General features: G+C 63.1%; 30 protein-coding genes. 25 read left to right on the top strand and 5 right to left on the bottom strand.

What is annotated here, in order from left to right:
* The first annotated feature begins 39 nt into the window (after positions 1-39).
* Positions 40-456, top strand: a complete 417-nt coding sequence (locus HCZ97_RS07060) for a hypothetical protein (RefSeq protein ID WP_167687990.1) — start codon at positions 40-42, stop codon at positions 454-456.
* Here the strand turns inward: HCZ97_RS07060 and HCZ97_RS07065 are convergent.
* The 4 genes from HCZ97_RS07065 to glmU form a co-directional block, all read right to left on the bottom strand.
* Complete coding sequence (locus HCZ97_RS07065) at positions 453-1136, bottom strand: DNA alkylation repair protein (protein ID WP_167687991.1); 684 nt, start codon at positions 1134-1136, stop codon at positions 453-455. The two genes, HCZ97_RS07060 and HCZ97_RS07065, sit on opposite strands and share 4 nt — an antisense overlap.
* A gap of 84 nt (positions 1137-1220) precedes the next feature.
* Entirely contained in the window at positions 1221-1520 is a 300-nt protein-coding gene (locus HCZ97_RS07070; protein ID WP_167687992.1) for a hypothetical protein, read from the bottom strand.
* A complete protein-coding gene (gene glmS / locus HCZ97_RS07075; protein WP_167687993.1) occupies positions 1517-3340 on the bottom strand; it encodes a glutamine--fructose-6-phosphate transaminase (isomerizing) in 1824 nt (607 codons plus the stop codon). The genes HCZ97_RS07070 and glmS overlap by 4 nt, the downstream gene beginning before the upstream one ends.
* Positions 3340-4692, bottom strand: coding sequence for a bifunctional UDP-N-acetylglucosamine diphosphorylase/glucosamine-1-phosphate N-acetyltransferase GlmU (gene glmU / locus HCZ97_RS07080; protein WP_167687994.1), 1353 nt, complete (start codon positions 4690-4692; stop codon positions 3340-3342). Before glmU ends, glmS begins: the two co-directional genes overlap by 1 nt.
* Positions 4693-4876: 184 nt before the next feature.
* Here glmU and HCZ97_RS07085 point away from each other — a divergent pair, with 184 nt between their 5' ends.
* Complete coding sequence (locus HCZ97_RS07085; protein ID WP_167687995.1) at positions 4877-5539, top strand: HAD-IA family hydrolase; 663 nt, start codon at positions 4877-4879, stop codon at positions 5537-5539.
* A 19-nt stretch (positions 5540-5558) separates the two neighbouring features.
* Complete coding sequence (locus HCZ97_RS07090) at positions 5559-6755, top strand: DegT/DnrJ/EryC1/StrS aminotransferase family protein (RefSeq protein ID WP_167687996.1); 1197 nt, start codon at positions 5559-5561, stop codon at positions 6753-6755.
* A 61-nt stretch (positions 6756-6816) separates the two neighbouring features.
* Here the strand turns inward: HCZ97_RS07090 and HCZ97_RS07095 are convergent, their stop codons facing one another.
* On the bottom strand, positions 6817-7272 hold the full coding sequence (locus HCZ97_RS07095; protein WP_167687997.1) for a CreA family protein: 456 nt from the start codon (positions 7270-7272) through the stop codon (positions 6817-6819).
* 245 nt (positions 7273-7517) lie between these two features.
* Here HCZ97_RS07095 and HCZ97_RS07100 point away from each other — a divergent pair, with 245 nt between their 5' ends.
* From HCZ97_RS07100 to HCZ97_RS07205, 22 genes are all read left to right on the top strand, one after another.
* On the top strand, positions 7518-8192 hold the full coding sequence (locus HCZ97_RS07100) for a glutathione S-transferase family protein (protein ID WP_167687998.1): 675 nt from the start codon (positions 7518-7520) through the stop codon (positions 8190-8192).
* A gap of 364 nt (positions 8193-8556) precedes the next feature.
* Complete coding sequence (locus HCZ97_RS07105; RefSeq protein WP_167687999.1) at positions 8557-8922, top strand: NADH-quinone oxidoreductase subunit A; 366 nt, start codon at positions 8557-8559, stop codon at positions 8920-8922.
* Positions 8922-9446 (top strand): NADH-quinone oxidoreductase subunit B family protein, encoded by a 525-nt coding sequence (locus tag HCZ97_RS07110; RefSeq protein WP_167688089.1) that lies wholly within the window; start codon positions 8922-8924, stop codon positions 9444-9446. The genes HCZ97_RS07105 and HCZ97_RS07110 overlap by 1 nt, the downstream gene beginning before the upstream one ends.
* Positions 9447-9455: 9 nt before the next feature.
* Positions 9456-10064, top strand: coding sequence for an NADH-quinone oxidoreductase subunit C (locus HCZ97_RS07115; RefSeq protein WP_167688000.1), 609 nt, complete (start codon positions 9456-9458; stop codon positions 10062-10064).
* On the top strand, positions 10064-11278 hold the full coding sequence (locus HCZ97_RS07120) for an NADH-quinone oxidoreductase subunit D (RefSeq protein WP_167688001.1): 1215 nt from the start codon (positions 10064-10066) through the stop codon (positions 11276-11278). Before HCZ97_RS07115 ends, HCZ97_RS07120 begins: the two co-directional genes overlap by 1 nt.
* Entirely contained in the window at positions 11275-11586 is a 312-nt protein-coding gene (locus HCZ97_RS07125) for a hypothetical protein (RefSeq protein WP_254871401.1), read from the top strand. The genes HCZ97_RS07120 and HCZ97_RS07125 overlap by 4 nt, the downstream gene beginning before the upstream one ends.
* A gap of 88 nt (positions 11587-11674) precedes the next feature.
* A complete protein-coding gene (gene nuoE / locus HCZ97_RS07130; RefSeq protein WP_167688002.1) occupies positions 11675-12529 on the top strand; it encodes an NADH-quinone oxidoreductase subunit NuoE in 855 nt (284 codons plus the stop codon).
* Positions 12530-12621: 92 nt separating this feature from the next.
* On the top strand, positions 12622-13164 hold the full coding sequence (locus HCZ97_RS07135; RefSeq protein ID WP_167688003.1) for a hypothetical protein: 543 nt from the start codon (positions 12622-12624) through the stop codon (positions 13162-13164).
* Positions 13165-13169: 5 nt separating this feature from the next.
* Positions 13170-13400, top strand: coding sequence for a DUF5337 domain-containing protein (locus HCZ97_RS07140; RefSeq protein WP_167688091.1), 231 nt, complete (start codon positions 13170-13172; stop codon positions 13398-13400).
* Positions 13401-13403: 3 nt separating this feature from the next.
* A complete protein-coding gene (gene nuoF / locus HCZ97_RS07145; protein WP_167688004.1) occupies positions 13404-14702 on the top strand; it encodes an NADH-quinone oxidoreductase subunit NuoF in 1299 nt (432 codons plus the stop codon).
* A 2-nt stretch (positions 14703-14704) separates the two neighbouring features.
* The gene (locus HCZ97_RS07150) at positions 14705-15073 is read left to right on the top strand and encodes a hypothetical protein (RefSeq protein WP_167688005.1); all 369 of its coding nucleotides are present in this window, start codon (positions 14705-14707) and stop codon (positions 15071-15073) included.
* Positions 15074-15234: 161 nt separating this feature from the next.
* Entirely contained in the window at positions 15235-15666 is a 432-nt protein-coding gene (locus tag HCZ97_RS07155) for a DUF5333 domain-containing protein (protein ID WP_167688006.1), read from the top strand.
* Between the two features lie 6 nt (positions 15667-15672).
* Complete coding sequence (gene nuoG, locus HCZ97_RS07160) at positions 15673-17688, top strand: NADH-quinone oxidoreductase subunit NuoG (RefSeq protein ID WP_167688007.1); 2016 nt, start codon at positions 15673-15675, stop codon at positions 17686-17688.
* A gap of 113 nt (positions 17689-17801) precedes the next feature.
* Positions 17802-18029 carry a hypothetical protein gene (locus HCZ97_RS07165; protein WP_217701740.1) on the top strand — a complete coding sequence of 76 codons (228 nt, stop codon included), beginning with the start codon at positions 17802-17804 and terminating at the stop codon, positions 18027-18029.
* Entirely contained in the window at positions 18022-19062 is a 1041-nt protein-coding gene (nuoH, locus tag HCZ97_RS07170) for an NADH-quinone oxidoreductase subunit NuoH (protein WP_167688009.1), read from the top strand. Before HCZ97_RS07165 ends, nuoH begins: the two co-directional genes overlap by 8 nt.
* Before the next feature lie 3 nt (positions 19063-19065).
* The gene (locus HCZ97_RS07175; protein ID WP_167688010.1) at positions 19066-19830 is read left to right on the top strand and encodes a class I SAM-dependent methyltransferase; all 765 of its coding nucleotides are present in this window, start codon (positions 19066-19068) and stop codon (positions 19828-19830) included.
* A gap of 4 nt (positions 19831-19834) precedes the next feature.
* A complete protein-coding gene (gene nuoI, locus HCZ97_RS07180) occupies positions 19835-20329 on the top strand; it encodes an NADH-quinone oxidoreductase subunit NuoI (RefSeq protein ID WP_167688011.1) in 495 nt (164 codons plus the stop codon).
* A gap of 66 nt (positions 20330-20395) precedes the next feature.
* Positions 20396-20803: a carboxymuconolactone decarboxylase family protein gene (locus tag HCZ97_RS07185; RefSeq protein WP_167688012.1), complete on the top strand. Its 408-nt coding sequence runs from the start codon at positions 20396-20398 to the stop codon at positions 20801-20803.
* Complete coding sequence (locus tag HCZ97_RS07190; protein ID WP_167688013.1) at positions 20800-21408, top strand: NADH-quinone oxidoreductase subunit J; 609 nt, start codon at positions 20800-20802, stop codon at positions 21406-21408. The genes HCZ97_RS07185 and HCZ97_RS07190 overlap by 4 nt, the downstream gene beginning before the upstream one ends.
* Before the next feature lie 81 nt (positions 21409-21489).
* On the top strand, positions 21490-21795 hold the full coding sequence (gene nuoK, locus HCZ97_RS07195; protein ID WP_167688014.1) for an NADH-quinone oxidoreductase subunit NuoK: 306 nt from the start codon (positions 21490-21492) through the stop codon (positions 21793-21795).
* A gap of 4 nt (positions 21796-21799) precedes the next feature.
* Complete coding sequence (gene nuoL / locus HCZ97_RS07200) at positions 21800-23950, top strand: NADH-quinone oxidoreductase subunit L (protein WP_167688015.1); 2151 nt, start codon at positions 21800-21802, stop codon at positions 23948-23950.
* Positions 23950-25500: an NADH-quinone oxidoreductase subunit M gene (locus tag HCZ97_RS07205; RefSeq protein WP_167688016.1), complete on the top strand. Its 1551-nt coding sequence runs from the start codon at positions 23950-23952 to the stop codon at positions 25498-25500. The genes nuoL and HCZ97_RS07205 overlap by 1 nt, the downstream gene beginning before the upstream one ends.

The raw sequence follows: 25500 nt of genomic DNA on the forward strand, positions 1-25500 counted from the left end.
GCCGACAAGTCATGATTCCGCGATTGATGTGGAGCAGGGATGGGTTACCTTCTGCGCATGATGATACTTCGCCCCCTGCTGCTAACCCTGCCACTCCTGATGGCAGCCTGTTCCAACATCGACGGTGTCCTTGAACCCGCTCCTGCCCAGGCGCCTTCCGTGCCGCCGCCGGAAGACATCGTCCCCGAGGATCCCGATGCCGTGGAAAGCGGCGTTCTGGGCACCACGATCGCCACGCTCGGGGCGGCGGGGACTGGTGGCATGTGGCTGGAGACACCGCTCGTCAGCACTCGGCAGGCGGGCTCCGTACGCTCTGCCGAGACCGGCAAGAGCGTCGCGGTCACGCTTATTCCCATCGATGGCCCCAAGACTGCTGGCTCCCGCCTGTCCCTGAAGGCCATGCAGGCGCTTGGCGTTCCCCTTTCCTCTCTTGCCGAGGTCGAGGTCAGCGCCTAGGCGGGCAGGTACTTGGCGGCTTCCTTGCGGGCGAAGGGTTTCATCCCTTCCCCGTGAGCGTCCAGAAAGGTCCGAACCGCCTCCGGATCATGCTTGGTAAGGTCGCGCAGCCACCAGGCGACGGCCTTCTGTATGAACCAGCGCTGGTCGGGAACATAACTGGCCGCCCAGGCCAGGACCCGATCCCGGGCCTCCTTTTCGGGGCCTGACGGGTGGTTCAGCCGCGCCAGCGGCAGGGTGATCACCAGGGCCGCGCGCTTTGTCCAGAGGTGCTCTGCGGTGGTCCAGGTCTCTACCTCGTCGAGGCGTGACAGATCGGCCATGATCCGTTTGCCCCCGGCTGTGCAGGCGTGGTCGGCAATCGCCCAGGCATCGAAGTCCGGCACCCAGGAACAGATCAGTTGCCAGACCGCGTTGTCATCGGGACGGATGCGCGCCTGTGTCAGCAGCTTCGCGGCGGCGACGCGAGCCTCGTGGACATCGCTTTGCCAGAGCGCATCGGCCAGCGACAGGCGCGCGTCCAGTGGCAGGCTGCGCCGCCATTGCGTGGCCAGGTCGTTGATCGCCGGATTGGGCACGCCCAGGTAGACCCGCTCGGCCTTGTGATAGGCGGCAGCCCCTTCGGCGCGCGCGGGATCTTCCTGCGTTCTCAGGGCGGCAAGTGCCTCTTCAACTGTCAAGTTCAGCCTCGATTCCGGTCGGTGCGCCTTTCGGCGGCATGTTTCAATTGTGCCGATCACGGCGAGCAGGGGCCTTCGCGCCCCTCAGCGGTCCCGGTCCAGCTTTATCCCTTCGGCGGCGAACAGGGCGGCCATCTCGGGATAGGTCAGGGGCGTCGCGGGCTTATAGACACGCTCAAGCAGCACGAGCAACGCCCGGCCAAGCTGAGCCTCCGGGATAGTCACGCTGAAATGGTCGTCGTCAAAGCCGGTCTGGGCAGACCCGCCATGGCGGGTTTCGATCCTGACACCCCCGCCGGGCGCAAGCTCAGCGGTCACGGTCGTGCGGTCTTCGTGGCCCCCGGCGCCGGGGACCACGTGATCGATCAGGATGCGTCGGGTCATTCCACCGTCACGGATTTCGCAAGGTTGCGCGGCTGGTCCACATCCGTGCCCTTGGCGACTGCCGTATGGTAGGCCATCAGCTGGGCCGGCAGCGCATAGAGGATCGGTGTCAGAAGGGGATCGACCGTGGGCATCTCGATGCTGCGCCAGATGCCGTCCTGTGCGGCTTCAAGACCGGCACGGTCGGAAATCAGGACGACCTTTCCACCACGCGCCATGACCTCCTGCATGTTGGAGACCGTCTTTTCGAACAACCCGTCACGGGGGGCCATGACCACCACGGGAACGTTCTTGTCGATCAGCGCGATGGGGCCGTGCTTCAGCTCACCCGATGCATAAGCTTCGGCGTGGATGTAGCTGATTTCCTTCATTTTCAGCGCGCCTTCCAGCGCAAGAGGATACATCAGTCCTCGGCCCAGGAACAGGATGTCCTGCGCCTCTGCCAGCTCGAGCGACAGCGCCTCTGCCACCGTGTTGGCGTCCAGTGCATTGCCGAAGACCGCCGGAAGACCCCGCAGGGACGCCAGCGTGCTTTCCAGCTGGTCCTCGCTGATCCGGCCTTTTTGGCGTGCGGCTTCCAGCGCCAAAATCAGCATCACCGTCAACTGGCAGGAGAAGGCCTTGGTGGAGGCCACGCCGATCTCCGTTCCGGCCAGGATCGGCAGGGCCAGATCGCTTTCCCGCGCGATGGAGCTTTCGGCCACGTTCACGACAGAGACGATCTGCTCTGCCTTGCCTTCGCAATAGCGCAGGGCGGCAAGCGTATCAGCGGTCTCACCGGATTGGCTGACGAAAAGCGCAACGGTGCCCTGCGTGATCGGCGGTTCGCGGTAGCGGAATTCCGAGGCCACATCGACCTCGACCGGCAGGCCGGCGATGCGTTCGAACCAGTATTTCGCGGTGAGGCAGGCGTAATAGGCCGTGCCGCAGGCGACCATGACCAGCCTTTCCACATTGGTGAAATCCAGCCCCGCACCAGGCAGGCTGATCGTGGAGCCCGAGGCACCAAGGTAATGCTGGATGGCCTCCGCGATGACCTGCGGCTGCTCCGCGATCTCCTTGGCCATGAAGTGCTTGTGGCCGGCCTTATCGACCTGCGCCTTGTCCAGGCTCACCCGCTTCATCGCCCGGTTGGCGATATTGCCGTGCCGGTCGAAGATATCGATGGTTTCGCGCGTGATGACGGCCCAGTCGCCTTCTTCCAGGTAGGTGATCCGGTCGGTCAGCGGGGCCAGGGCCAGCGCATCGGAGCCGACGTAGTTCTCGCCGTCGCCGTGACCGATCGCCAGCGGAGAGCCCTTGCGCGCCGCGATCATCAGGTCCGCTTCCCCGTCGAACAGGAAGAGCAGCGCAAAGGCGCCCTCAAGGCGCTCCAGCGTCTTGCGGACGGCCTGCACCGGGGTCAGCCCCTCTTCGATGTAGAGCGCGGTGAGCATGGCCACCGTCTCGGTATCGGTTTCGGTGACGGGGACCAGGCCCTTGTCCGACAGCTCGCGGCGCAGTTCGCGGAAGTTCTCGATGATGCCGTTGTGTACCACGGCGACCTTGCCTGCGCGATGCGGGTGGGCGTTGACCTCAGAGGGCTCGCCATGGGTGGCCCAGCGGGTGTGGCCGATCCCGGATTTTCCCGGAAGCGGCGAATGGACCAGCACGTCGGACAGGTTCACCAGCTTGCCCACGGCCCGGCGCCGGTCAAGGTGCCCGCCGTTGATCGTGGCGATCCCGGCGCTGTCATAGCCCCGGTATTCCAGCCGTTTCAGCGCTTCGACCAGAAAGGGAGAGGCCTCGTGATTGCCGAGGTAGCCAATGATTCCGCACATTATTCCGTCTCTGCTTTCCGCGCCTTTTTCAGCCGCAACATTTCCATCAGTTTCCGCGCCATGCCCGGTTTCGTCTCTTGCCGGGCACGGGCGATGGCCAGTGCGCCGGGTTCCACGTCCTTCGTGATGACAGAGCCCGAGCCAGTCATCGCCTCATCCCCGATGGAGACCGGGGCGACCAGCATGGTGGAAGAGCCGATGAAGGCCCGCGCACCGATCCGGGTCTTGTGCTTGAACACGCCGTCGTAGTTGCAGGTGATCGTGCCGGCACCGATGTTGGTTTCCTCGCCGATCTCCGCATCCCCGATATAGGTAAGGTGGTTGATCTTTGCGGCCCGGTCGACGCGGGCATTCTTCACCTCGACGAAATTGCCGACGTGGACGTCTTCGGCCAGTTCGGCACCGGGACGCAGGCGTGCATAGGGGCCGATGATGCCGCCCCGGCTGACGTGGCAGCCCTCCAGGTGGGAAAAGGCGCGGATCCGCGCGCCGCTTTCCACGGTGACATTGGGGCCGAAGACCACGTTGGGTTCGATCACCGTGTCGCGTCCGATGATCGTGTCGAAGGCGAAGTGAACGGTTTCGGGCGCCGTCAGGGTCACGCCGTCTTCCAGCGCCTGCGCCCTTGCGCGCGCCTGAAAGGCGGCTTCGGCCCCGGCCAGTTCGGAACGGGAATTGATCCCCATCGTTTCTGCTTCGTCGCAGGTAACGGCCCCGGCGGACAGGCCGCGCGCACGGGCCAGGCCAACGATATCGGTCAGGTAGTATTCGCCGGCGGCATTGTCATTGCCCACGGCGGCGATCAGATCAAAGAGCACGCTGCGGTCGGCGCAGATGAGGCCGGAGTTGCACAGCGTGATCTTGCGTTCTTCTTCCGAGGCGTCCTTGAACTCCACGATCCTGTCAAGCCGCTGGCCATCCATCACCAGCCGCCCGTAGCGACCGGGATCGGCGGCTTCAAAGCCCAGCACGACTACGTCATGGCGGGCGCGGGCGGTTTTCATGGCCTCCAGCGTTTCGGGCCGGATGAAGGGCGTGTCGCCGTAAAGCACGATCACGTCGCCGTCGAAATCGGCAAGGGCCTCGCGCGCCTGGTCGACGGCATGGGCGGTTCCGTTCTGCTCTTCCTGCAGGACGATCTGGGCAAACGGCATGACCTCTTCCGCGGCGGCGGCAACCTGGTCGGCCCCGTGACCGGCAACCACGATGATCCGCGAGGGCTCAAGCGAGAGCCCGGAGAGCATGGCATGGGCGAGCATCGGCGCACCGGCGATCTGGTGCAGGACCTTGGGCAGATCGGAATTCATCCGCGTTCCCATGCCTGCGGCAAGAATGACTAGGGCGGTGCTCATATTGTCCTTTGGACCCCTCGTTTTTCGGCCGTCACGCCATGCAAATGCATGGATGCGGCGATTGTGCTTTTGTCCGGCCTGTTTTAGTCCCAAGAGAAAGCGGCGCAAGGGCAGGACCCCTGCGGCGGTATCAACTTGGGTTTCGTGTCGCAACAATGCGCGCGGATCCCGGCCGAGAGGGACCATGCGAGCGGTAATCTTCGATCTTGACGGGACGCTGGCAGATACCAGCGGTGATCTTCTGGCGGCGGCGAACGCCTGTTTCCGCGACCTTGGCCTGGGCGACCTGCTGGATGCGGGCGACGCCGGGGTGGCATTGCGCGGGGGCAGGGCCATGCTGCGGGCCGGGTTCGAAAAGGTCGGTCACAGCGACTTCGATCGCGAAATCGATGCGCAATATCCCCGCCTGCTCGATGCCTACCGGCAATCGACCTCTGCCCTGACCACCTTCTTCCCCGGCGCCATGGAGGCGGTGGAAGCGCTGAAGACCGATGGCTACGCCGTTGCGATCTGCACCAACAAGCCGGAAGCCCTTGCGCGCAAGCTGCTGACGGAGATGGGTGCCCTGGATGCCTTTCATGCGCTGGTCGGCGCGGACACGCTGCCGGTGCGCAAACCCGATCCCGCCCCGCTGAGAGAGGCCGCGCTGCGCGCCGGCGGTGACCCCGCGCGCGCCTGCCTGGTCGGTGACAGTGACACGGACCGCAACACCAGCAGGGCGGCGGGCGTGCCCTCCATCCTCGTGACCTTTGGGCCGGATGGCGGAAAGATGGCCGCGCTGGAGCCCGAGGTTCTGATTGGCCATTTCGACGAATTGCCCGGGGCGGTGGCCGGGCTGCGCCTGTGATCCGCCCAAGGGGAATGTCATGACAGAGGTCTTCACCGGAAGCTTCACCCAGCAGGAGCCGATCCCCGAAGAGGCGATCGAAGCCGCCGTCGCCGTGATGCGCTCCGGACGGCTGCACCGCTACAACACTCTTGGCGACGAAGCGGGCGAAACGGCACTGCTGGAGCAGGAGTTCGCCGCGTTGACGGGGGCGTCCTATGCGCTGGCGTTGTGTTCCGGTGGTCATGCGATCTCTACCGCGCTGCGGGCCGTGGGCGTTCAGCCCGGTGACAAGGTGCTGACCAATGCCTTTACGCTGGCCCCGGTGCCGGGAGCGATTGCAGCACTGGGGGGCGCACCCATCTACGTGGGCGTGACCGAAGGGTTGGTGATCGACCTGGATGATCTTGCCGCCAAGGCGGACAGCGCGAAGGTCCTGCTTCTCAGCCACATGCGCGGTCATATCTGCGACATGGATCGCCTGATGGAGATCTGCGACAAGGCCGGTCTTTTGGTGATCGAGGATTGTGCCCACACGATGGGCGCCAGCTGGAACGGTGTGCCAAGTGGGCGCCACGGGCTGGTGGGCTGCTATTCGACGCAGACTTACAAGCACGTGAACTCCGGTGAGGGCGGCTTCCTGGTGACCGATGATCCGGAGGTGGCTGCCAGGGCGGTGATCCTGTCGGGCAGCTACATGCTTTACGACCGCCACCTGGCCGCGCCTGAGCCGGAGGTCTTCGAACGGGTCAAATACGACACGCCCAACATTTCCGGCAGGATGGACAATCTGCGGGCCGCGATCCTGCGGCCTCAGCTGGCGCGGCTGGCTGATCAATGCGCGGCCTGGAATGCACGCTATGAGGTGGTCGAAGATGGGCTTGGTGGCACGCCGGGCCTGACGCTGATCGACCGTCCGGCTGCGGAAACCTTTGTCGGCTCGTCTATCCAGTTCCTGCTGCTGGACTGGAGCGCAGACGTGATCCGCGAGGTTGTCGCGCGCTGCAAGGCACGGGGGGTGGAGCTGAAGTGGTTCGGCGATGCAGAGCCGCAGGGCTACACGTCTCGCTATGACAGCTGGCGCTATGCAGACCACGCGCCGATGCCGAAAAGCGACCGGATCCTGAAGGGGATCCTGGACATGCGTCTGCCCCTGACGTTCTCACTGGAAGACTGCGCGCTGGTGGCGCGGATCATCCGGGCGGAAGTGGGCTCTGTCTGGCAGGGGCAGAGCTGAAGGGCCTGCGATCTGGACGCGCGCGCGCTGCCGGCCTTTTTGAGGCCCGTGCGATCGCTGATTATTCCGAGCCGTAAAGCGGAACCGTCGACATCGATAGCTTGGCCGACCCGTCGGTCAGCTCTGCCGCATGTGCCAGGTAGATCAGGGTCCTGTTGGCCTCGTCATAGATCCGCTTCACGCGCAGCGACTTCAGGATGATCGAGCGCGAGGCGCGGAAAACGTCCTCTCCGTCCTGGCTGCGGTCGATATCACCGACCTCGATCGGGCCTGTCTGGCGGCAGGAGATGGAGGAGTTCGACGGATCCTCGAACCAGTTTCCCTTTGAAATCCGGTCGATGAAGCTGCGGTCGAAATAGGCGATATGGCAGGTCACGCCTTTGACGTCCGGGTCGGCGATGGCCTCAACGACGATATCGTTGCCAACCCAGTCGACGCCGACTTCGCCCACCTGTTCGGCTTTGGCGGGAAGGGTGAGCGTGGCAAGGGCCAGGGCGGCGGCGGCAAGGTTTTTCATGTGGGTCTCCGGTTCCTTGCCTTTCATGTGGGGGGAATTGCCGGTTTGTCGAGGGGCAGGGGCAAGTAGACTGCCCGGACGCAGGGTGCATCCCCGGGGCAATACGACCACGTGGGCCGTCGCTGACGCAGGGGCAAGGCGCCGCGACCGCTTGCCGACAGGCCGCGACCAGCTATTGTCAGGCCCATGGTCAAGAAAACACGACACTGCTTCGATCCGCGACGTTCCAGTACGGGCGTCCCGGAATGATCGTCCTGCATCATTGCCCCGGAACCCGCTCCATGCGCGTGCTTTGGTTGCTGACCGAGCTCGACGCGCCGTTCGAACTGGCGATCCACGCCTTCGATGCCTCGCTGCGCGATCCACAATTCCTGTCCTGTTCACCCGCGGGCCGTGTTCCCGCGCTGGAGATGGATGGCGACTACTACTTCGAAAGCGGCGCAATCACCGAGATCCTCTGTGAACGCTTTCCGCAGCGGGGGCTGGGACGTCCGCTTGGGGACCTGGACCGCCCGGACTGGCTGGTCTGGCTGCACTTCGCGGAAACCGTGACCCAGCACGTCGTTGCGCTGGTCCTGCATTACCAGGTCTGTCCCGCCGAGGAGCGCTCGCAAACGCTTCTCGACCGGGAGCTTGCCAGCCTGCGCCAGTGCTTCGCCGCGATCGAGGGGCGCCTGTCCACTCCGGTGGAAAATCGCGACTACCTGCTGACCAGCGGTTTCTCTGCGGCAGATATCGCCCTTGGACAGGCTGTCTGGATGGCGCTGCATTACGCGTCACTGGAGGGTTTTCCCGAAACCGCCGCATGGTATTCGCGCATCACCTCGAGAGAGAGCTTTGCCGCCTGCGAACCCCTTCCCGGCAGAGGGCTTTTCCAGGAGGGGGTCTTCCCGCTTCCGGCAGCACCCGGCACCCCCTGACGCGCCAAGAGGGGTCGTTCAGGCCGGCCATCGCGCCTCTCTCTTTCCGGGAATTTGTCGCACCTGAGGCAACTTGCGGCAAAGAGCTCGTTCAGATGCCCGAGGCGCCGGGCAAACCCGAGTGATTCCGTCATGAATATCCGAGTGATTCCGTCGTGAATTGCTGCCAATGCGGCAACGCGGCGTTAACCGCTACCGGAGAGTGCAAATGATTGGTATTCAAATGTTTACGAAGTCCGGTCACAGACAAATCCGGGTATCGAAAACGTCCTCGCTCGGTTGACCCTGCCGGGGGGCAGGCGTAAAACCCGTCACAGCCCTGCGGGTCCCCATGAGACCCTGCCGCCCATGAAAGGAGCCATTCGTGGAAGAGATGCTGCGGGAATACCTTCCCATTCTCATCTTTCTGGCCATCGCGATTGTTCTTGGACTTGTCCTGATCCTCGCTGCCATGATCGTCGCCGTTCGAAATCCGGATCCGGAAAAAGTCAGTGCCTACGAATGCGGCTTCAACGCTTTCGATGACGCGCGGATGAAGTTCGATGTCCGGTTCTACCTGGTGTCGATCCTGTTCATCATCTTCGATCTCGAGATCGCCTTCCTGTTTCCCTGGGCCGTGGCCTTCAAGGACATCTCAATGGTGGGCTTCTGGTCCATGATGGTGTTCCTGGGCGTTCTGACCATCGGCTTCGCCTACGAGTGGAAGAAAGGAGCCCTGGAATGGGAATGATGACGGGAACCAACACCGCCGGTGCGGATCGTGAAGTCGCCACCCAGGCCCTGAACCAGGAGCTCCAGGACAAGGGCTTCCTGCTGACTACCGCAGAGGACCTGATCACCTGGGCCCGGACGGGCTCTCTTCACTGGATGACCTTCGGCCTGGCCTGCTGCGCCGTCGAGATGATGCACACCTCGATGCCGCGCTATGACGCTGAACGCTTCGGGATCGCGCCGCGGGCCTCCCCGCGCCAGTCCGACGTTATGATCGTGGCCGGTACCCTGACGAACAAGATGGCGCCCGCCCTGCGCAAGGTCTATGACCAGATGCCGGAGCCGCGTTACGTGATCTCCATGGGCTCCTGCGCCAACGGCGGCGGCTACTACCACTACAGCTATTCCGTGGTGCGGGGCTGCGACCGGATCGTGCCCGTGGATATCTACGTTCCCGGCTGCCCTCCCACTGCCGAAGCACTGCTTTACGGTATCATGCAACTGGCGCGGAAGATCCGTCGCACCGGCACCCTGACGCGTTAAGGAGCGGACATGAGCGAAGAAGCCCTGAAGGAACTTGGCGCCCATCTCGAGCTGAAACGCCCGGATTGCGTGGTGTCCTGGGATGTGACCCATGGTGAGCTGAACGTCGACGTGGCCCCGGCAAACATTGCCGGGTTCGTCGAGTTTATCCGCACGGACAGCAACAGCCGCTTTTCCAGCCTGGTCGACATCACTGCCGTGGACTACCCGGATCGCGCCAAGCGGTTCGACGTGGTTTACCACTTCCTGTCGATGTACCAGAACCAGCGCATCCGCCTGCGGGTTTCCATCCGCGAGGATGAAATGCTGCCTTCGATCGTGTCCGTCCACCCCTCGGCCAACTGGTTCGAGCGCGAGGTGTTCGACATGTTCGGCATCATCTTCTCGGGTCACCCGGACCTGCGCCGCATCCTGACGGACTACGGCTTCCGTGGCTATCCGCTGCGCAAGGACTTCCCCACCACCGGCTACACCGAGGTGCGCTACGACGAAGTCATGAAGCGCGTCGTCTACGAACCGGTGAAGCTGGTTCAGGAATATCGCCAGTTCGATTTCATGTCCCCCTGGGAGGGTGCCGAATACATCCTGCCCGGCGATGACAAAGCGGAGGCCAAGTAATGGACGGCTCCAAGGGTTTCGAAGACGCTCAGACGGGCGAACAGTCGATCCGTAACTTCAACATCAACTTCGGCCCACAGCACCCTGCGGCGCACGGGGTGCTTCGGCTTGTGCTGGAGCTTGACGGCGAGATCGTCGAGCGCTGCGATCCGCATATCGGGCTGCTTCACCGCGGCACCGAGAAGCTGATGGAAAGCAGGACCTACCTGCAGAACCTGCCGTATCTCGACCGCCTCGACTACGTGGCGCCGATGAACCAGGAACATGCCTGGTGCCTGGCGATCGAAAAGCTGACCGGCGTGGAAGTGCCCCGCCGCGCGTCCCTGATCCGTGTTCTCTATTGCGAGATCGGGCGGGTGATGAACCACCTGATGAACGTCTGCACCCAGGCCATGGACGTCGGCGCGCTGACCCCGCCGCTCTGGGGCTTCGAGCATCGTGAAACGCTGATGATCTTCTGCGAACGTGCCAGCGGCGCGCGTCTGCACTCGGCCTACTTCCGTCCCGGCGGCGTTCACCAGGATCTGACCGACAAGCTGATCGACGACATCGAGGAATGGGCGATCAGTTTCCCCGAGTTCCTGGATGACCTCTCCGAACTGCTGACGGAGAACCGGATCTTCAAGCAGCGGAACGTGGACATCGGTGTCGTCTCAGAAGAGGAAATCCAGCAATGGGGCTTCTCTGGCGTGATGGCACGCGGCTCCGGCCTGGCCTGGGACCTGCGTCGGGCGCAGCCCTACGAGTGCTACGACGAGTTCGATTTCCAGATCCCCGTGGGCAAGAATGGCGATTGCTACGACCGTTACCTCTGTCGCATGGCGGAGATGCGCGAAAGCACGAAGATCATCCGCCAGGCCATCGTTAAGCTGCGGGAATACCCCGGCGAGGTGCTGGCACGGGGCAAGATCACGCCGCCGAAGCGCGCTGACATGAAGACCTCCATGGAAGCGCTGATCCACCACTTCAAGCTCTACACCGAGGGCTTCCACGTCCCCGAGGGCGAGGTTTACGCAGCCGTCGAGGCGCCGAAAGGCGAATTCGGCGTCTACCTTGTGGCGGATGGTACGAACAAGCCTTACCGCGCCAAGCTGCGCGCACCAGGCTACCTGCACCTGCAGGCGATGGATCACGTGGCCTCCGGTCACCAGCTGGCCGATATCGCCGCGATCATCGGCACGATGGACATCGTTTTCGGCGAGGTGGACCGATGAGAATCCTAAGCCGGACCCCGATCCGCCACGGCCTGACCGCCGCCATGCCGCTTGCGCTGGTGGCCGCCTGTGCCGTGCCACCCTCTGACGTGACCCCGCAGCAATCGGCCAACTTCGACGCGGCCGTCGCCTCCATCGGATGTGAGCTGCGCACGGAACGCGATTACCTGCCGGTGGAATTGCAGACGGGCATGACCCGCGATCAGGTCATTGCCATGGCGCAGTACCGGATGGCGATGAACATGGCGGTCGGATCGGAAGATGGCGCGGTGCGCCTGACCACTGGCCCCTGCGCCCCATCGGCGTGACGACTTCGGCGCTGCTGCCAGCGGTGCCACACGGACAAGGGGCCCGAAGCCCCGCAACGAACGGACCTGAGGACGGGACACCGAGCCTATGCTGAGACGCCTGCACCAAGACCAGCCCGAAAGCTTCGCCTACACAGAGGCGAACCTGAAGTGGGCCGAAGCCCAGATCAGCAAGTATCCGGAAGGCCGTCAGGCCTCGGCCGTGATTCCGCTGCTCTGGCGCGCCCAGGAACAGGAAGGCTGGCTGTCCAAGCCGGCGATCGAATACGTGGCCAACATGCTCGACATGGCGGAGATCCGCGTGCTCGAGGTGGCGACCTTCTACTTCATGTTCCAACTGCAACCGACCGGATCCATCGCCAACGTCCAGATCTGCGGGACCACGACCTGCATGATATGCGGGGCAGAGGACCTGATCGCGGTCTGCAAGGAAAAGATTTCGCCCAAGCCGCACACGCTGTCGGCGGATGGCAAGTTCACCTGGGAAGAGGTCGAATGCCTTGGCGCCTGCACCAACGCGCCCATGGCCCAGATCGGCAAGGATTATTACGAGGACCTGACCACCGAGGGCTTCGCGGACCTGCTGGACAAGCTGTCCGCAGGAGCGGTTCCGGTGCCGGGCCCGCAGAACGGCCGTTTCTCTGCGGAACCGCTGGGCGGTCCGGTGGCGCTCAAGAAATATGCCGAAGACCGGATGGAGCATAACGCCAGCGTCGCGCTCGCCCTCGAGATCGGCGATACGGTCAAGCGGATCGACGGCACCGAAGTTCCGATTCTGACGCCCTGGCTGCAGGAAGCGCCGGTGGAAACGCCGAGCGAAGAAGAGATTGCCGCCAAGGAACCGCGCCCGGCAGAGGGCGAAGAGGTCGATGAGACCGGCGTGACCGAACAGGAAGCCAAGGCGAAGAAGACCGGCACCCCGAAAACGGGTGACGAAAGCTAAGTTAGAACGGACAAGACCGCAAGGGACAGAGCGGACAGATGACGGGAACCATTGATATCTGCAGGAACACCTGCCTCGGGCTTGGCCTGGTGATGGCGGTTGCCTTCACCGTGGCCTTCTCGGGGGCGATGCCGTTCCTGCTGGCGTTGGTTCCGGCGTTTGTCCTGTCCGCGGTGGCTTGCCTGGTTCTGCTGCGCCTGGTGTGCGGCGGGGGCGGCGGCGGCAAAGGGCCGGTGCAGGGCGTCAGCTTCCAGGCCCCGGATGCCGTGCACACGCCGGTGGGAGAACCGGCGCCGGGCACAAGCCTGCCGAAGCAACCCGCGGCGAAGACGCCTGCGGCAGAGGCCCCTGAAAAGCAGGCTCCTGCGACAAAGACCAAGGCAAAGAAGCCGGCGGCGAAGAAGAAGGCGGCGAAAGCCAAGGCGGATGACCTGACGCAGATCAAGGGGCTGGGACCGCGGTTCCAGAAGACCCTGAATGCCGGTGGCATCCTGAGTTTCGCTCAGCTGGCAAGGCTGGACGAGGCCGCCCTGGACAAGCTCGATGCGGATCGGCCGGGCCTCAAGGCGCGTGCGCTGAAAGAAGACTGGGCCGGCCAGGCGAAGACGTATGACAAAGACGGTGCAGGGGAATGAAGACCATGACCCAGGACCGCAGCAAGGAAATGGCCCAGGCGCGCAAGGCGCGCATGGTGGGGATCGTGATCGCAGCGACCATGGTTCTCTGGATGGGTGTACAGTTCATGGGTGGCAAACTGGGGCTTCCGCCCCGCTATGCCTTCCTGTTCGATTTTGCTGCCATCGCGGCCCTGATCTGGGCCCTGGTGGTGACATTGCAAATCTGGCGCGCGCGCCGGGATGACAAAGGGTAAGACATGCTCAAGGACGAAGATCGCATCTTTACCAACCTCTACGGCATGCATGACCGGTCGCTGAAAGGCGCCCAGGCGCGCGGTCACTGGGACGGTACCAAAGGCATTCTTGAGAAGGGCCGGGACTGGATTGTCGACCAGATGAAGGCCTCTGGCCTGCGGGGTCGTGGCGGGGCAGGGTTCCCGACTGGCCTCAAGTGGTCCTTCATGCCCAAGGGCGATGATGGCCGGCCGCATTACCTGGTCATCAACGCCGATGAATCCGAACCCGCGACCTGCAAGGACCGCGAAATCATGCGCCACGATCCGCATACGCTGATCGAGGGCGCCCTGATCGCCTCCTTCGCCATGGGCGCGCATGCCTGCTACATCTACATTCGCGGCGAATACATCCGCGAGAAGGAAGCGCTGCAGGCCGCGATCGACGAAGCCTATGACGCTGGCCTGATCGGGCGGAACGCCTGTGGCTCGGGCTGGGATTTCGATCTCTACCTGCACCACGGCGCGGGCGCCTATATCTGTGGCGAGGAAACCGCCCTGATCGAAAGCCTAGAAGGCAAGAAGGGCATGCCCCGGATGAAGCCGCCGTTCCCGGCTGGTGCCGGCCTTTATGGCTGCCCGACTACGGTGAACAACGTCGAATCCATTGCCGTCTGCCCGACCATCCTGCGCCGCGGCCCGGAATGGTTCAGCTCCTTCGGCCGTCCGAACAACGCTGGCACCAAGCTGATGGCGCTGACCGGCCACGTGAACACCCCCTGCGTCTTCGAAGAAAGCATGTCGCTTTCCGTGCGCGAGATCATCGAACACCACGGCGGCGGCATTCGCGGCGGCTGGGACAACCTCAAGGCCATCATCCCCGGCGGGGCGTCCTGCCCGGTGCTGCCCAAGTCCCAGCTGGAAGACGCGATCTTCGATTTCGACTGGATGCGCGAGAACAAGTCCTCCTTCGGCACCGGCTGCATGATCGTCATGGATAACTCCGTCGACGTCGTGAAGGCCGTCTGGCGCCTGAGCAAATTCTTCAAGCACGAGAGCTGCGGCCAGTGCACGCCCTGCCGCGAAGGTACGGGCTGGATGATGCGCGTCATGGATCGCCTCGTGACCGGCGAAGCCGAGGTCGAGGAAATCGACATGCTGCTGGACGTGACCAAGCAGGTTGAGGGTCACACGATCTGTGCGCTTGGTGATGCGGCGGCCTGGCCGATCCAGGGCCTGATCCGTCACTTCCGTGATGAGATCGAGGACCGGATCAAGAAACAGAAGACCGGCCGCTCCACCACCATTCTGGCGGCAGAGTGATCGTGAGCACCTTCCTTCCTCATATCTCGCTGCGGTCGGCGGCCCTGGCCGGGCTTGCCGCCCTGGCGCTTGCGGGCTGTGACAGCCTGCGTCGCGACCGGGGGGACCCCGCGTTTGACGGCGTCTATTTCGCAGCCAATCTCAGTGCCGATGAAACCAATCCGCACAATTTCACCATCGCGGTGAAGGATGCCCGCAAGAGCCTTGTCGGCGCGCGGGAAGCCGGGCGTTACGAGGCCAACAAGTACTGCATCAAGTACTACGGCAACTCGGAAAAGACCTGGACCCTGGGCCCGGATGCCACCGACCCGCAGCTTGTCTTCTCCGACAAGGGCGACCTTCTGATGAGCGGAAGTTGCGTCGGATGGTAAGACCCTCTGCATATCCCTTTGCACCTGTCAGGCGGGCAGGGCGGGCGTGCCGCATAAGCGGAACCCGTCTCATGTCGCGCCTGTCAGCGGGGTGGTTATTGCATAACCGCCGCCTCGTGCCCTTTTACGAAAGCTCTGCTTTCGTAAAAGGACGTGAAGAGATGACAGTACTGAAATCGACCCGCATCGCCCGCCGCGTGATGGCCGTCTGCGTGACGGCCCTGGTTGCCACGGCTTCCGTGGCGCAGGCGCGCCAGCCCCTGAGCCAGGTCGAGGAAATCGACCAGAACATGCTCTGGGTTGCCATTGCCGCGGAAATCGGCGAGCGCTGCTCTTCGATCGACGCGCGGATGGTCAAGGGCCTTCTCTTTCTCAACCAGCTGCGCAACGACGCGCTGGCCATGGGCTATACCACGGAAGAGATCGAGGAGTACGCCACCGCTGACGAAGAGCGCGTGCGCTGGCGCGAGCTGGGCGAAAATTATGCGAAATCCCTCGGATTGAATCCGGACGACACGGCGGACCTGTGCAAGCTCGGTGAGCTTGAAATTGCGCGCAGCAGCCAGATCGGCGTCCTGCTGAAAGAAAAGTGAGCACCCATGGCTGACCTTCGTAAGATCATCATCGACGACCAGGAGATCGAGGTAGATCCGGCGCTGACGCTGATTCAGGCCTGTGAGCAGGTCGGGATCGAGGTGCCGCGCTTCTGCTACCACGAGCGGCTTTCCATCGCTGGCAACTGCCGGATGTGCCTGGTCGAAGTCGTCGGCGGCCCGCCCAAGCCGGCGGCCTCCTGCGCGATGCAGGTCAAGGATCTGCGGCCCGGTCCCGACGGTGCGCCGCCCGTGGTCAAGACCAACTCTCCGATGGTCAAGAAGGCCCGCGAAGGGGTCATGGAATTCCTGCTGATCAACCACCCGCTGGATTGCCCGATCTGCGACCAGGGTGGTGAATGCGACCTGCAGGACCAGGCCATGGCCTATGGCGTCGACTTCTCGCGGTACCGCGAACCCAAGCGCGCGACCGAGGACCTGGATCTTGGCCCGCTGGTCGAAACCCACATGACGCGCTGCATTTCCTGCACCCGTTGCGTGCGCTTCACGACTGAGGTCGCCGGGATCACCCAGATGGGCCAGACCGGTCGCGGCGAAGATGCAGAGATCACCTCTTACCTGAACGAGACGCTGCACTCGAACCTGCAGGGCAACATCATCGACCTCTGCCCGGTTGGTGCTCTGGTCTCCAAGCCTTACGCCTTCACCGCGCGTCCCTGGGAACTGTCCAAGACAGAGACCGTGGACGTGATGGATGCGCTTGGCTCCAACATCCGCGTGGACACCAAGGGCCGCGAAGTGATGCGGGTCCTGCCGCGCAACAACGATGGCGTGAACGAGGAATGGATTTCCGACAAGACGCGCTTCATCTGGGATGGCCTGCGCCGCCAGCGCTTGGACAAGCCCTATGTGCGCGTCGACGGCAAGCTCAAGCCCGCCACCTGGCCCGAAGCGCTTGAAGCTGCTGCGACGGCGATGAAGGGCAAGAAGGTTTCCGGCCTGGTCGGCGACCTTGCCCCGGTTGAAGCAGTCTTTGCGCTCAAGTCGCTGGTCGAAGGGCTGGGCGGTTTCGTGGAATGCCGGACCGACGGTGCGAAACTGCCCGCCGACAACCGCTCTGCCTATGCCGGCACCGCGACGATCGAGGATCTGGATACCGCCGAACACGTGACCATCATCGGCGCGAACCCGGCGGTCGAAGCCCCCGTGCTGAACGCCCGGATCCGCAAGGCCTGGCTGAACGGCTCTTCTGTCAGCCTGATCGGCGCGCAGGTCGATCTGACCTACGACTACGATCATTTGGGCGAGGGTCGTGACGCGCTTGTCGAGCTGGCGAACGAAACCTACGAAGACATCAAGGACAAGGCGCATATCGTCGTGCTCGGCATGGGCGCCGTCAGCGGCGAAGACGGCGCCGCGGTTCTGGGTGCGGCCATGGACCTGGTGCAGAAGACCAACGGCAAGCTGCTGGTCCTGCACACGGCAGCGGCCCGCGTCGGCGCGCTGGACGTCGGTGCGGTCTGTGACGGCGGTATCGAGGAAGCGCTTGGCGCCGAGGTGATCTATAACCTCGGAGCGGATGAGATCGAGATCCCCGCAGGTCCCTTCGTGATCTACCAGGGCTCCCACGGGGATCGTGGCGCACACCGCGCGGATGTGATCCTGCCCGGCGCCGCCTATACCGAGGAAAACGGTCTGTTCGTCAACACCGAGGGGCGTCCCCAGCTGGCAATGCGCGCGGGCTTCGCGCCCGGTCAGGCCAAGGAGAACTGGGCGATCCTGCGGGCACTGTCCGCGGAACTTGACGCCGTGCTGCCCTACGACAGCCTGGCCCAGCTTCGCCAGAAGCTGATCGCGGAACAGCCCCTGCTGGCGCAGATCGACCTGGTGCCGGAAAACACCTTCTCGCTGCCCGCGTTCAGCGATCTGGGTCACGGCGCCTTCGAACTGCCGATCCGGGACTTCTACCTGTCCAACCCGATCGCGCGCGCTTCGGAAGTCATGGCGGAACTGTCCCGCATGGCCGCCGAACGCAAAGCCGCGCCGATGGCTGCGGAATGACCGGAGCGAAGATCATATGGGCCAGTGCCGACCGGCGGCAGGGCCGTCGCCCGGCCGCCCGGTCCGGCGCGGTCCGGACCCGGCGTCCTGTCGGATACGGAATTGAAATGCACGTGAAAAACCCGGTTTGCGCAGCGTTGCAGGGCAGGGTCTTTCGTGGCAACGGATTTGCAAGACATCTGCACACAAATGTCTCTGAACGCACTGGTCACCGGCAGGCAGATGCGGTTTATACCGTCTCGCAAGCCCGGCTGGCGGGCGCGAAGATCAACGATGCAGAAGTCGTCGTCGCGCCGCTGCGCGCGGAACGGAATACCGACGGTGTGAGGACATATGGCTGATTTCTTTACCTCCAACCCGCTAGGCATCCTGCTGCTGATCATCGGCCAGATCCTTCTGATCGTGGTGCCGCTGCTGGTGTGCCTTGCCTTCCTCCTTTACGGTGACCGCAAGATCTGGGCGGCTGTCCAGCTGCGTCGCGGGCCGAACGTGGTGGGCTTCTTCGGGCTGCTGCAAAGTTTTGCCGACTTCCTGAAGTACATCACCAAGGAAGTGGTGATCCCGGCGGGCGCTGACAAGTTCGTCTTCCTGCTGGCGCCGATGCTCAGCTTCGTGCTGGCGATGATCGCCTGGGCCGTGATCCCCTTCAACGAAGGCTGGGTGCTGGCAGATATCAACGTCGCCATCCTCTATGTCTTCGCGATCTCCTCGCTTGAGGTCTACGGCGTGATCATGGGGGGCTGGGCGTCCAACTCCAAGTATCCGTTCCTTGGTTCGCTGCGCTCCGCTGCACAGATGATTTCCTACGAGGTCTCGATCGGCCTGATCATCATCGGCGTGATCATCTCCACCGGGTCGATGAACTTCTCCGATATCGTGCGGGCTCAGGACGGCGGTTATGGCCTGTTCTCGTGGTACTGGCTGCCGCACTTCCCGATGGTCTTCCTGTTCCTGATCTCTGCCCTGGCAGAGACCAACCGCCCGCCCTTCGACCTTCCCGAAGCGGAATCCGAACTGGTGGCCGGTTACCAGGTTGAATACAGCTCCACGCCCTTCCTGCTCTTCATGATCGGGGAATACGTGGCCATCGTTTTGATGTGCGCGCTGATGACCCTGCTGTTCTTCGGCGGCTGGCTATCCCCGATCCCGGGTCTGCCCGATGGCTTCCTGTGGTTCTTCGCCAAGGCGCTCATGGTCTTCTTCGTCTTCGCCATGGTGAAGGCCGTCGTGCCCCGCTACCGCTACGACCAGCTCATGCGGATCGGCTGGAAGGTTTTCCTTCCCATGTCGCTGATCTGGGTGGTCCTGGTTGCCTTCCTTGCCAAGTTCGAACTTTTCGGCGGTGCCTATGCCCGCTGGATGATCGGAGGCTGATCCTTGGGTATCGACTACGTTCTGTTCGACAGGCTCTGCGAGCTGTCATCACGCTTCCGGCCGGAAGGCCGGAGCCTGATGCTTGGCCGCCAGGGTTTCTCGATCCAGAGCAAGTTCGCGAAGCGCTACGAAAGTTCCCTGGCCCAGCATGGGCTGGAGGGGCGGCGCTTCGACTACCTGCAAGAGGACGGTTTCTGCGAGACGCTGATGCGCAAGCTCGGCTTTGGCGAGATCGAGACGATGGACTTTTCCGATTACGAGGGCGCGGCGATCCTGCAGGATCTGAACCGCCCCGTTCCGGCGCAGCTAGAAAACCAGTTCGGCTTCATCTTCGACGGTGGCACGATCGAACATGTCTTCAATGTGCCGCAGGCGCTTGAGAACCTGTTCAAGATGCTGAAGCCGGGCGGTCGCCTGGTCTCTGCCAACGGGATGAACGGATGGATGGGGCACGGGTTCTACCAGTTCAATCCGGAACTGGTCTGGACCTTCTGGCGCCGGATGGCGCACTGCAACCTGGTCGACTGCCGCGCGATCAAGAAGACGCCGCTGCCGGAACCGCAGCACATGGCCCTGCCGGATCCGGCAGAGACGGGACACCGCCTGCGCTTCAAGGAGAATTTCCCTGAAGGCCAAGTCTACCTCTACTACGAGGTGGAAAAGACGACCGAGGCACGCCTCGGGGATATTGCGCTGCAAAGCGATTACGAAACGACTTGGGCATCGCATGGCAAGGCCGGCGAGACCAACCTGGGAATTGGAGGATAGCCTCATGGCCAGCGTCGACTATACCCGCGCCGCCAAATACTTCCTGCTCTTTGACATGTTCAAAGGGTTCAAGATGGGGCTGAAGTACTTCTTCAAGCCGAAGGCAACGCTGAACTACCCGCACGAAAAGGGGCCCCTGTCGCCCCGTTTCCGCGGTGAACACGCGCTGCGCCGCTATCCCAACGGGGAAGAGCGCTGCATCGCCTGCAAGCTGTGCGAAGCGATCTGCCCGGCGCAGGCCATCACCATCGATGCCGAACCGCGCGAAGACGGCAGCCGCCGCACCACGCGCTACGACATCGACATGACCAAGTGCATCTACTGCGGCTTCTGCCAGGAAGCCTGCCCGGTGGACGCGATCGTCGAGGGGCCGAACTTCGAATTCGCCACCGAGACCCGCGAAGAGCTGTTCTACGACAAGCAGAAGCTGCTGGATAACGGCGAACGCTGGGAAGCAGAGATCGCGCGCAACCTCGAGCTGGATGCGCCCTACCGATGAAACTCGTGCTTCGCCATATCCGGGCACGCGGCGCCGATGAGGGTCTTCGGACCGGGGGAGGTCACCATGGCTGATCCCCTGAATCCGTTCGAGTATTTCATCCAGCAGGCGCAGGACATGGCCAAGTCGATGAATCCGGCGCTGGAGAACTTCAATCCCAAGGGGTTCGAGGCGCTCTGGCCGACGATGCCGAAGGAGTGGATGGAATTCACCTTCGGCAAGAGCTTCAACCGCGACGGCCTGGACAGCAAGACCCGGCTGATGCTGGTGCTGGCCGGTCTGACGATGCAAGGCGCGCAGGCGGACAGCCAGTTGCGCATCACGGTGCGCCACCTCCTTGAGGCGGGCGCCAAGAAACAGGAAATCGCCGAGGCCATCGCACAGATGTCGATGTTCGCCGGTATACCCGCCATGACCCGAGCCGCTGCGCTTGCCAAGGAGGTCATGGACGAACAAGAGGATGATGAGACATGACTGTCGCCGCCTTCTCCTTCTACCTCTTCGCGCTCTGCGCGATTGTCGGGGGGCTTTTCACCGTGGTTTCGCGGAATCCCGTGCACTCGGTGCTCTGGCTGATCATGACCTTCCTCTCTGCGGCGGGGCTTTTCGTGCTGCTCGGGGCGGAGTTCGTCGCGATGCTGCTGATCATCGTCTACGTGGGCGCGGTCGCGGTGCTCTTCCTCTTCGTGGTCATGATGCTGGATGTCGACTTCGCCGAGCTCAAGGCAGAGATGGCAAAGTACATGCCGCTGGCCCTGCTGATCGGGTTGATCCTGCTGATGCAATTCGGCATCGCCTTCGGCAACTGGACCGCCGCGGAAGGCGCTCAGGCCGCCCGGACCGCCGTGACCCCCGAGGGGATGACCAATACCGCCGCCCTGGGTCTGCTGCTTTACGACCGCTACTTCCTGGCCTTCCAACTGGCCGGCCTGGTGCTGCTGGTGGCGATGATCGGGGCCATCGTGCTGACCCTGCGCCACCGTCAGGACATCAAGCGTCAGGACGTGCTGCAGCAGATGTGGCGTGATCCGGCCAAGGCGATGGAACTGAAAGATGTGAAACCGGGGCAGGGGCTTTGAGCCTGAACGCACCGGACCAAGCCGCCGCCGGGGCCAGAACCCTGGGACGGGCAGCCAGAAAGAATTGAGGGACCGAGGGACATGATCGGAATCGAACATTACCTGACCGTCGCGGCGACGCTGTTCGTCATCGGCATCTTCGGGATATTCCTGAACCGAAAGAACGTGATCATCCTGCTGATGAGCATCGAGCTCATCCTGCTGTCGGTGAACATCAACCTGGTGGCCTTCTCCAGTTTCCTGGGGGATCTCGCCGGTCAGGTCTTCACGCTCTTCGTGCTGACGGTGGCGGCTGCGGAAGCCGCGATCGGGCTTGCCATCCTGGTCTGCTTCTTCCGCAACCGCGGCACCATCGCCGTGGAAGACGTCAACGTGATGAAAGGCTGAGCCCATGGTATCGATCATCCTCTTCGCGCCCCTGATCGGGGCCGTGATCGCGGGCTTCGGCTGGCGGCTGATCACGGTCAAGGGTGCGCAATACCTGACCACGGGCCTATTGTTCCTGGCCTGCCTGCTGAGCTGGATCGTGTTCTTCAACACGCCCGAGCAGACCCAGTACATCCCGCTGATGCGCTGGATCGAAAGTGGCGCGCTGTCGATCGAATGGGGTATCCGGCTGGACCGGCTGACCTCCATCATGCTGGTCGTCGTCACCACGGTCTCTGCGCTCGTGCACCTCTACAGCTTCGGCTACATGGCGCATGATGAGAACTTCAAGGAAACCGAGGAATACCGTCCCCGGTTCTTCGCCTACCTGTCCTTCTTCACCTTCACCATGCTGATGCTGGTCACCTCGGACAACCTGGTGCAGATGTTCTTCGGCTGGGAAGGCGTGGGCCTGGCGTCCTACCTGCTGATCGGCTTCTACTACAAGAAGCCCTCTGCCGGTGCCGCGGCCATGAAGGCCTTCGTCGTGAACCGGGTCGGTGACTTCGGCTTCGCACTTGGCATCGTTGCGCTGTTCTTCCTGACCGACAGCGTCAGCTTCGACGTGATCTTCGCCCAGGCACCGGTGCTGGCTCAAACCAGCCTGCATTTCCTGTGGCGCGACTGGAACGCGGCAGAGCTGATCGCCTTCCTGCTCTTCATCGGCGCGATGGGTAAGTCGGCACAACTGTTCCTGCACACCTGGCTGCCGGACGCGATGGAAGGCCCGACGCCCGTGTCGGCGCTGATCCACGCCGCGACCATGGTCACCGCCGGTGTCTTCCTCGTCTGCCGCATGTCGCCGCTGATGGAATACGCTCCCCATGCGACGGCCTTCATCACCTTCCTGGGTGCCACGACGGCCTTCTTCGCCGCGACCGTGGGTCTGGTTCAGACCGACATCAAGCGCGTCATCGCCTATTCGACCTGTTCCCAGCTGGGCTACATGTTCGTCGCAGCCGGCGTTGGTGTCTACTCGGCGGCCATGTTCCACCTGCTGACCCATGCCTTCTTCAAGGCGCTGCTGTTCCTCTGCGCCGGTTCGGTGATCCACGGGATGCACCACGAGCAGGACATGCGGAACTACGGCGGTCTGCGCAAGAAACTGCCCTATACCTTCTGGGCGATGATCCTGGGCACTCTTGCCATCACCGGCGTCGGCATTCCCTTCACCCACATCGGCTTTGCCGGCTACCTCTCCAAGGACGCGATCATCGAGAGCGCCTGGGGCGGTGTCGGGGCGGGCTATGCCTTCTGGATGCTGGTCATCGCGGCGGCCTTCACCAGCTTCTATTCCTGGCGGCTGATCTTCCTGACCTTCTTCGGCGAGGCGCGCGGTGACAAGCACACCCATGAGCACGCCCATGAAAGCCCGAAGGTCATGCTGATCCCGCTCGGCGTGCTGAGCCTTGGCGCGATCTTCTCCGGGATGCTCTGGTACAACTCCTTCTTCGGCGATCATGACTCCGTGAACCGCTTCTTCGGTATCCCTGCTCACGCGGAAGCCACTGAAGGCGGTGACGCGCATGGCGAAGTGGCAGACGCCGGACATGGTGCCGAAGGCAGTGTGCTCGCGACAACGGACCACGCAGCCGAGGGCGAAAACGCCGCCGAAGGCGATCACGCCGCAGCGGCCGGCCACATGGCTGAAGCTGGTGTTGCCCCTGAGGGTGCGATCTTCATGGCGCCGGACAACCACGTGATGGAAGAAGCCCACCATGCCCCGACCTGGGTCAAGCTGAGCCCGTTCTTCGCGATGCTCGGCGGCCTGATCGTGGCCTGGCTGTTCTACATCAAGTTCACCTGGTTGCCGGCCCGCTTCGCGGAAACCAACCGTCCGCTCTACCTGTTCCTGCTGAACAAGTGGTACTTCGATGAGATCTACGACGCTGTCTTCGTGAAGAACGCGAGCCGCCTTGGCCGCCTGTTCTGGAAGGGCGGTGACGGCAAGATCGTCGACGGCTCCATCAACGGGCTTGCGATGGGGATCATTCCCTATTTCACGCGCCTCGCGGGGCGGTGGCAGTCCGGCTACATCTTCACCTATGCCTTCGCGATGGTTATCGGCATCGCAGTCTTCGTTACCTGGATGACGCTCACCGGAGGGGCGGAATAATGAGCAACCTACTCTCCATCGTCACATTCATGCCCGCCATCGCGGCGCTGATCCTGGCGGTCTTCCTGCGGGGCGAGGACGGCGCGGCACAGCGCAACGCGAAATGGGTCGCGCTGATCGCCACCACGCTGACTTTCGTCGTCTCTCTCTTCATCCTGGCCGGTTTCGATCCGTCGAACACCGGGTTCCAGATGGTCGAGGAACGCGACTGGCTGCTGGGCCTCAAGTACAAGATGGGCGTCGACGGGATCTCAGTTCTCTTCGTCCTGCTGACCACCTTCATGATGCCGCTGACGATCTGGGCCTCTTGGGGCGTCAAGACGCGCGTCAAGGAATACATGATCGCCTTCCTGCTGCTTGAGACCCTGATGCTGGGTGTCTTCATGGCGCTGGACATGGTCCTGTTCTACCTCTTCTTCGAGGCGGGCCTGATCCCGATGTTCCTGATCATCGGCATCTGGGGCGGGGCGAACCGGATCTACGCGAGCTTCAAGTTCTTCCTCTACACGTTCCTCGGCTCCGTCCTGATGCTGGTCGCGATGGTGGTGATGTACACGGAGGCCGGCACCGCCGACATCCCGACGCTGCTGACCTTCGACTTCGCCTCCACCCCGATGACCGTGCTGGGCCTGAACATAATGGGCGGCATGCAGACGCTGCTGTTCATCGCGTTCTTCGCCTCCTTCGCGGTGAAGATGCCGATGTGGCCGGTGCACACCTGGCTGCCGGATGCCCACGTGCAGGCGCCCACCGCGGGCTCCGTTGTGCTGGCGGCGATCCTGCTGAAGATGGGCGGCTACGGCTTCCTTCGCTTCAGCCTGCCGATGTTCCCGGTTGGTGCTGACGTCATGGCGCCGCTGGTGCTGTGGATGTCTGCCATCGCCATCGTCTACACCAGCCTCGTGGCGCTGGTGCAGGAGGACATGAAGAAGCTCATCGCCTATTCCTCCGTCGCGCACATGGGCTATGTCACCATGGGTATCTTCGCGGCGAACCAGCAGGGCGTGGATGGGGCCATCTTCCAGATGCTGTCCCACGGCTTCATCTCCGGCGCGCTCTTCCTTTGCGTCGGCGTGATCTACGACCGGATGCACACCCGTGACATCGCTGCCTACGGCGGCCTGGTGAACCGGATGCCGGCCTATGCGCTGATCTTCATGTTCTTCACCATGGCGAACGTGGGCCTTCCCGGCACCTCCGGCTTCATCGGTGAATTCCTGACGCTGGTTGGTATCTTCCAGGTCAATACCTGGGTCGCGGTGGTCGCCACCTCCGGCGTGATCTTCTCTGCCGCCTATGCGCTGTTCCTTTACCGTCGGGTCGTCATGGGCGACCTGATCAAGGAGAGCCTGCGCTCCATCAAGGACATGAACACGCGTGAGAAGTGGATCTTCGCTCCGCTCGTGGCCATGACCCTGCTGCTTGGCGTCTACCCCTCTCTTGTCACGGACATCATCGGCCCCTCGGTCGAGCTGCTTGTCGACAACCACGAAACCGCGCTTGCCGCGGCCGATCGCCTGGGCGATACGGCCATGGCCGCGTCTCACTGA

This window comes from Pseudooceanicola sp. HF7 (assembly GCF_011806405.1).
In the GTDB taxonomy this organism is placed as follows: domain Bacteria; phylum Pseudomonadota; class Alphaproteobacteria; order Rhodobacterales; family Rhodobacteraceae; genus Pseudooceanicola.

Excerpts from the sequence above, each read along its gene's own strand:
- HCZ97_RS07135 (WP_167688003.1), top strand. The coding sequence starts at position 12,622 with ATGGCGGTTGCCTTCACCGTGGCCTTCTCGGGGGCGATGCCGTTCCTG.
- HCZ97_RS07155 (WP_167688006.1), top strand. The coding sequence starts at position 15,235 with ATGACAGTACTGAAATCGACCCGCATCGCCCGCCGCGTGATGGCCGTC.
- HCZ97_RS07090 (WP_167687996.1), top strand. The coding sequence starts at position 5,559 with ATGACAGAGGTCTTCACCGGAAGCTTCACCCAGCAGGAGCCGATCCCC.
- glmS (WP_167687993.1), bottom strand. The coding sequence starts at position 3,340 with ATGTGCGGAATCATTGGCTACCTCGGCAATCACGAGGCCTCTCCCTTT.
- nuoI (WP_167688011.1), top strand. The coding sequence starts at position 19,835 with ATGGCCAGCGTCGACTATACCCGCGCCGCCAAATACTTCCTGCTCTTT.
- HCZ97_RS07115 (WP_167688000.1), top strand. The coding sequence starts at position 9,456 with ATGAGCGAAGAAGCCCTGAAGGAACTTGGCGCCCATCTCGAGCTGAAA.
- HCZ97_RS07120 (WP_167688001.1), top strand. The coding sequence starts at position 10,064 with ATGGACGGCTCCAAGGGTTTCGAAGACGCTCAGACGGGCGAACAGTCG.
- nuoK (WP_167688014.1), top strand. The coding sequence starts at position 21,490 with ATGATCGGAATCGAACATTACCTGACCGTCGCGGCGACGCTGTTCGTC.
- HCZ97_RS07190 (WP_167688013.1), top strand. The coding sequence starts at position 20,800 with ATGACTGTCGCCGCCTTCTCCTTCTACCTCTTCGCGCTCTGCGCGATT.
- HCZ97_RS07140 (WP_167688091.1), top strand. The coding sequence starts at position 13,170 with ATGACCCAGGACCGCAGCAAGGAAATGGCCCAGGCGCGCAAGGCGCGC.
- nuoH (WP_167688009.1), top strand. The coding sequence starts at position 18,022 with ATGGCTGATTTCTTTACCTCCAACCCGCTAGGCATCCTGCTGCTGATC.
- nuoL (WP_167688015.1), top strand. The coding sequence starts at position 21,800 with ATGGTATCGATCATCCTCTTCGCGCCCCTGATCGGGGCCGTGATCGCG.
- HCZ97_RS07125 (WP_254871401.1), top strand. The coding sequence starts at position 11,275 with ATGAGAATCCTAAGCCGGACCCCGATCCGCCACGGCCTGACCGCCGCC.
- HCZ97_RS07070 (WP_167687992.1), bottom strand. The coding sequence starts at position 1,520 with ATGACCCGACGCATCCTGATCGATCACGTGGTCCCCGGCGCCGGGGGC.
- nuoF (WP_167688004.1), top strand. The coding sequence starts at position 13,404 with ATGCTCAAGGACGAAGATCGCATCTTTACCAACCTCTACGGCATGCAT.
- nuoE (WP_167688002.1), top strand. The coding sequence starts at position 11,675 with ATGCTGAGACGCCTGCACCAAGACCAGCCCGAAAGCTTCGCCTACACA.
- glmU (WP_167687994.1), bottom strand. The coding sequence starts at position 4,692 with ATGAGCACCGCCCTAGTCATTCTTGCCGCAGGCATGGGAACGCGGATG.
- HCZ97_RS07085 (WP_167687995.1), top strand. The coding sequence starts at position 4,877 with ATGCGAGCGGTAATCTTCGATCTTGACGGGACGCTGGCAGATACCAGC.
- HCZ97_RS07100 (WP_167687998.1), top strand. The coding sequence starts at position 7,518 with ATGATCGTCCTGCATCATTGCCCCGGAACCCGCTCCATGCGCGTGCTT.
- HCZ97_RS07205 (WP_167688016.1), top strand. The coding sequence starts at position 23,950 with ATGAGCAACCTACTCTCCATCGTCACATTCATGCCCGCCATCGCGGCG.
- HCZ97_RS07185 (WP_167688012.1), top strand. The coding sequence starts at position 20,396 with ATGGCTGATCCCCTGAATCCGTTCGAGTATTTCATCCAGCAGGCGCAG.
- nuoG (WP_167688007.1), top strand. The coding sequence starts at position 15,673 with ATGGCTGACCTTCGTAAGATCATCATCGACGACCAGGAGATCGAGGTA.
- HCZ97_RS07110 (WP_167688089.1), top strand. The coding sequence starts at position 8,922 with ATGACGGGAACCAACACCGCCGGTGCGGATCGTGAAGTCGCCACCCAG.
- HCZ97_RS07095 (WP_167687997.1), bottom strand. The coding sequence starts at position 7,272 with ATGAAAAACCTTGCCGCCGCCGCCCTGGCCCTTGCCACGCTCACCCTT.
- HCZ97_RS07060 (WP_167687990.1), top strand. The coding sequence starts at position 40 with ATGGGTTACCTTCTGCGCATGATGATACTTCGCCCCCTGCTGCTAACC.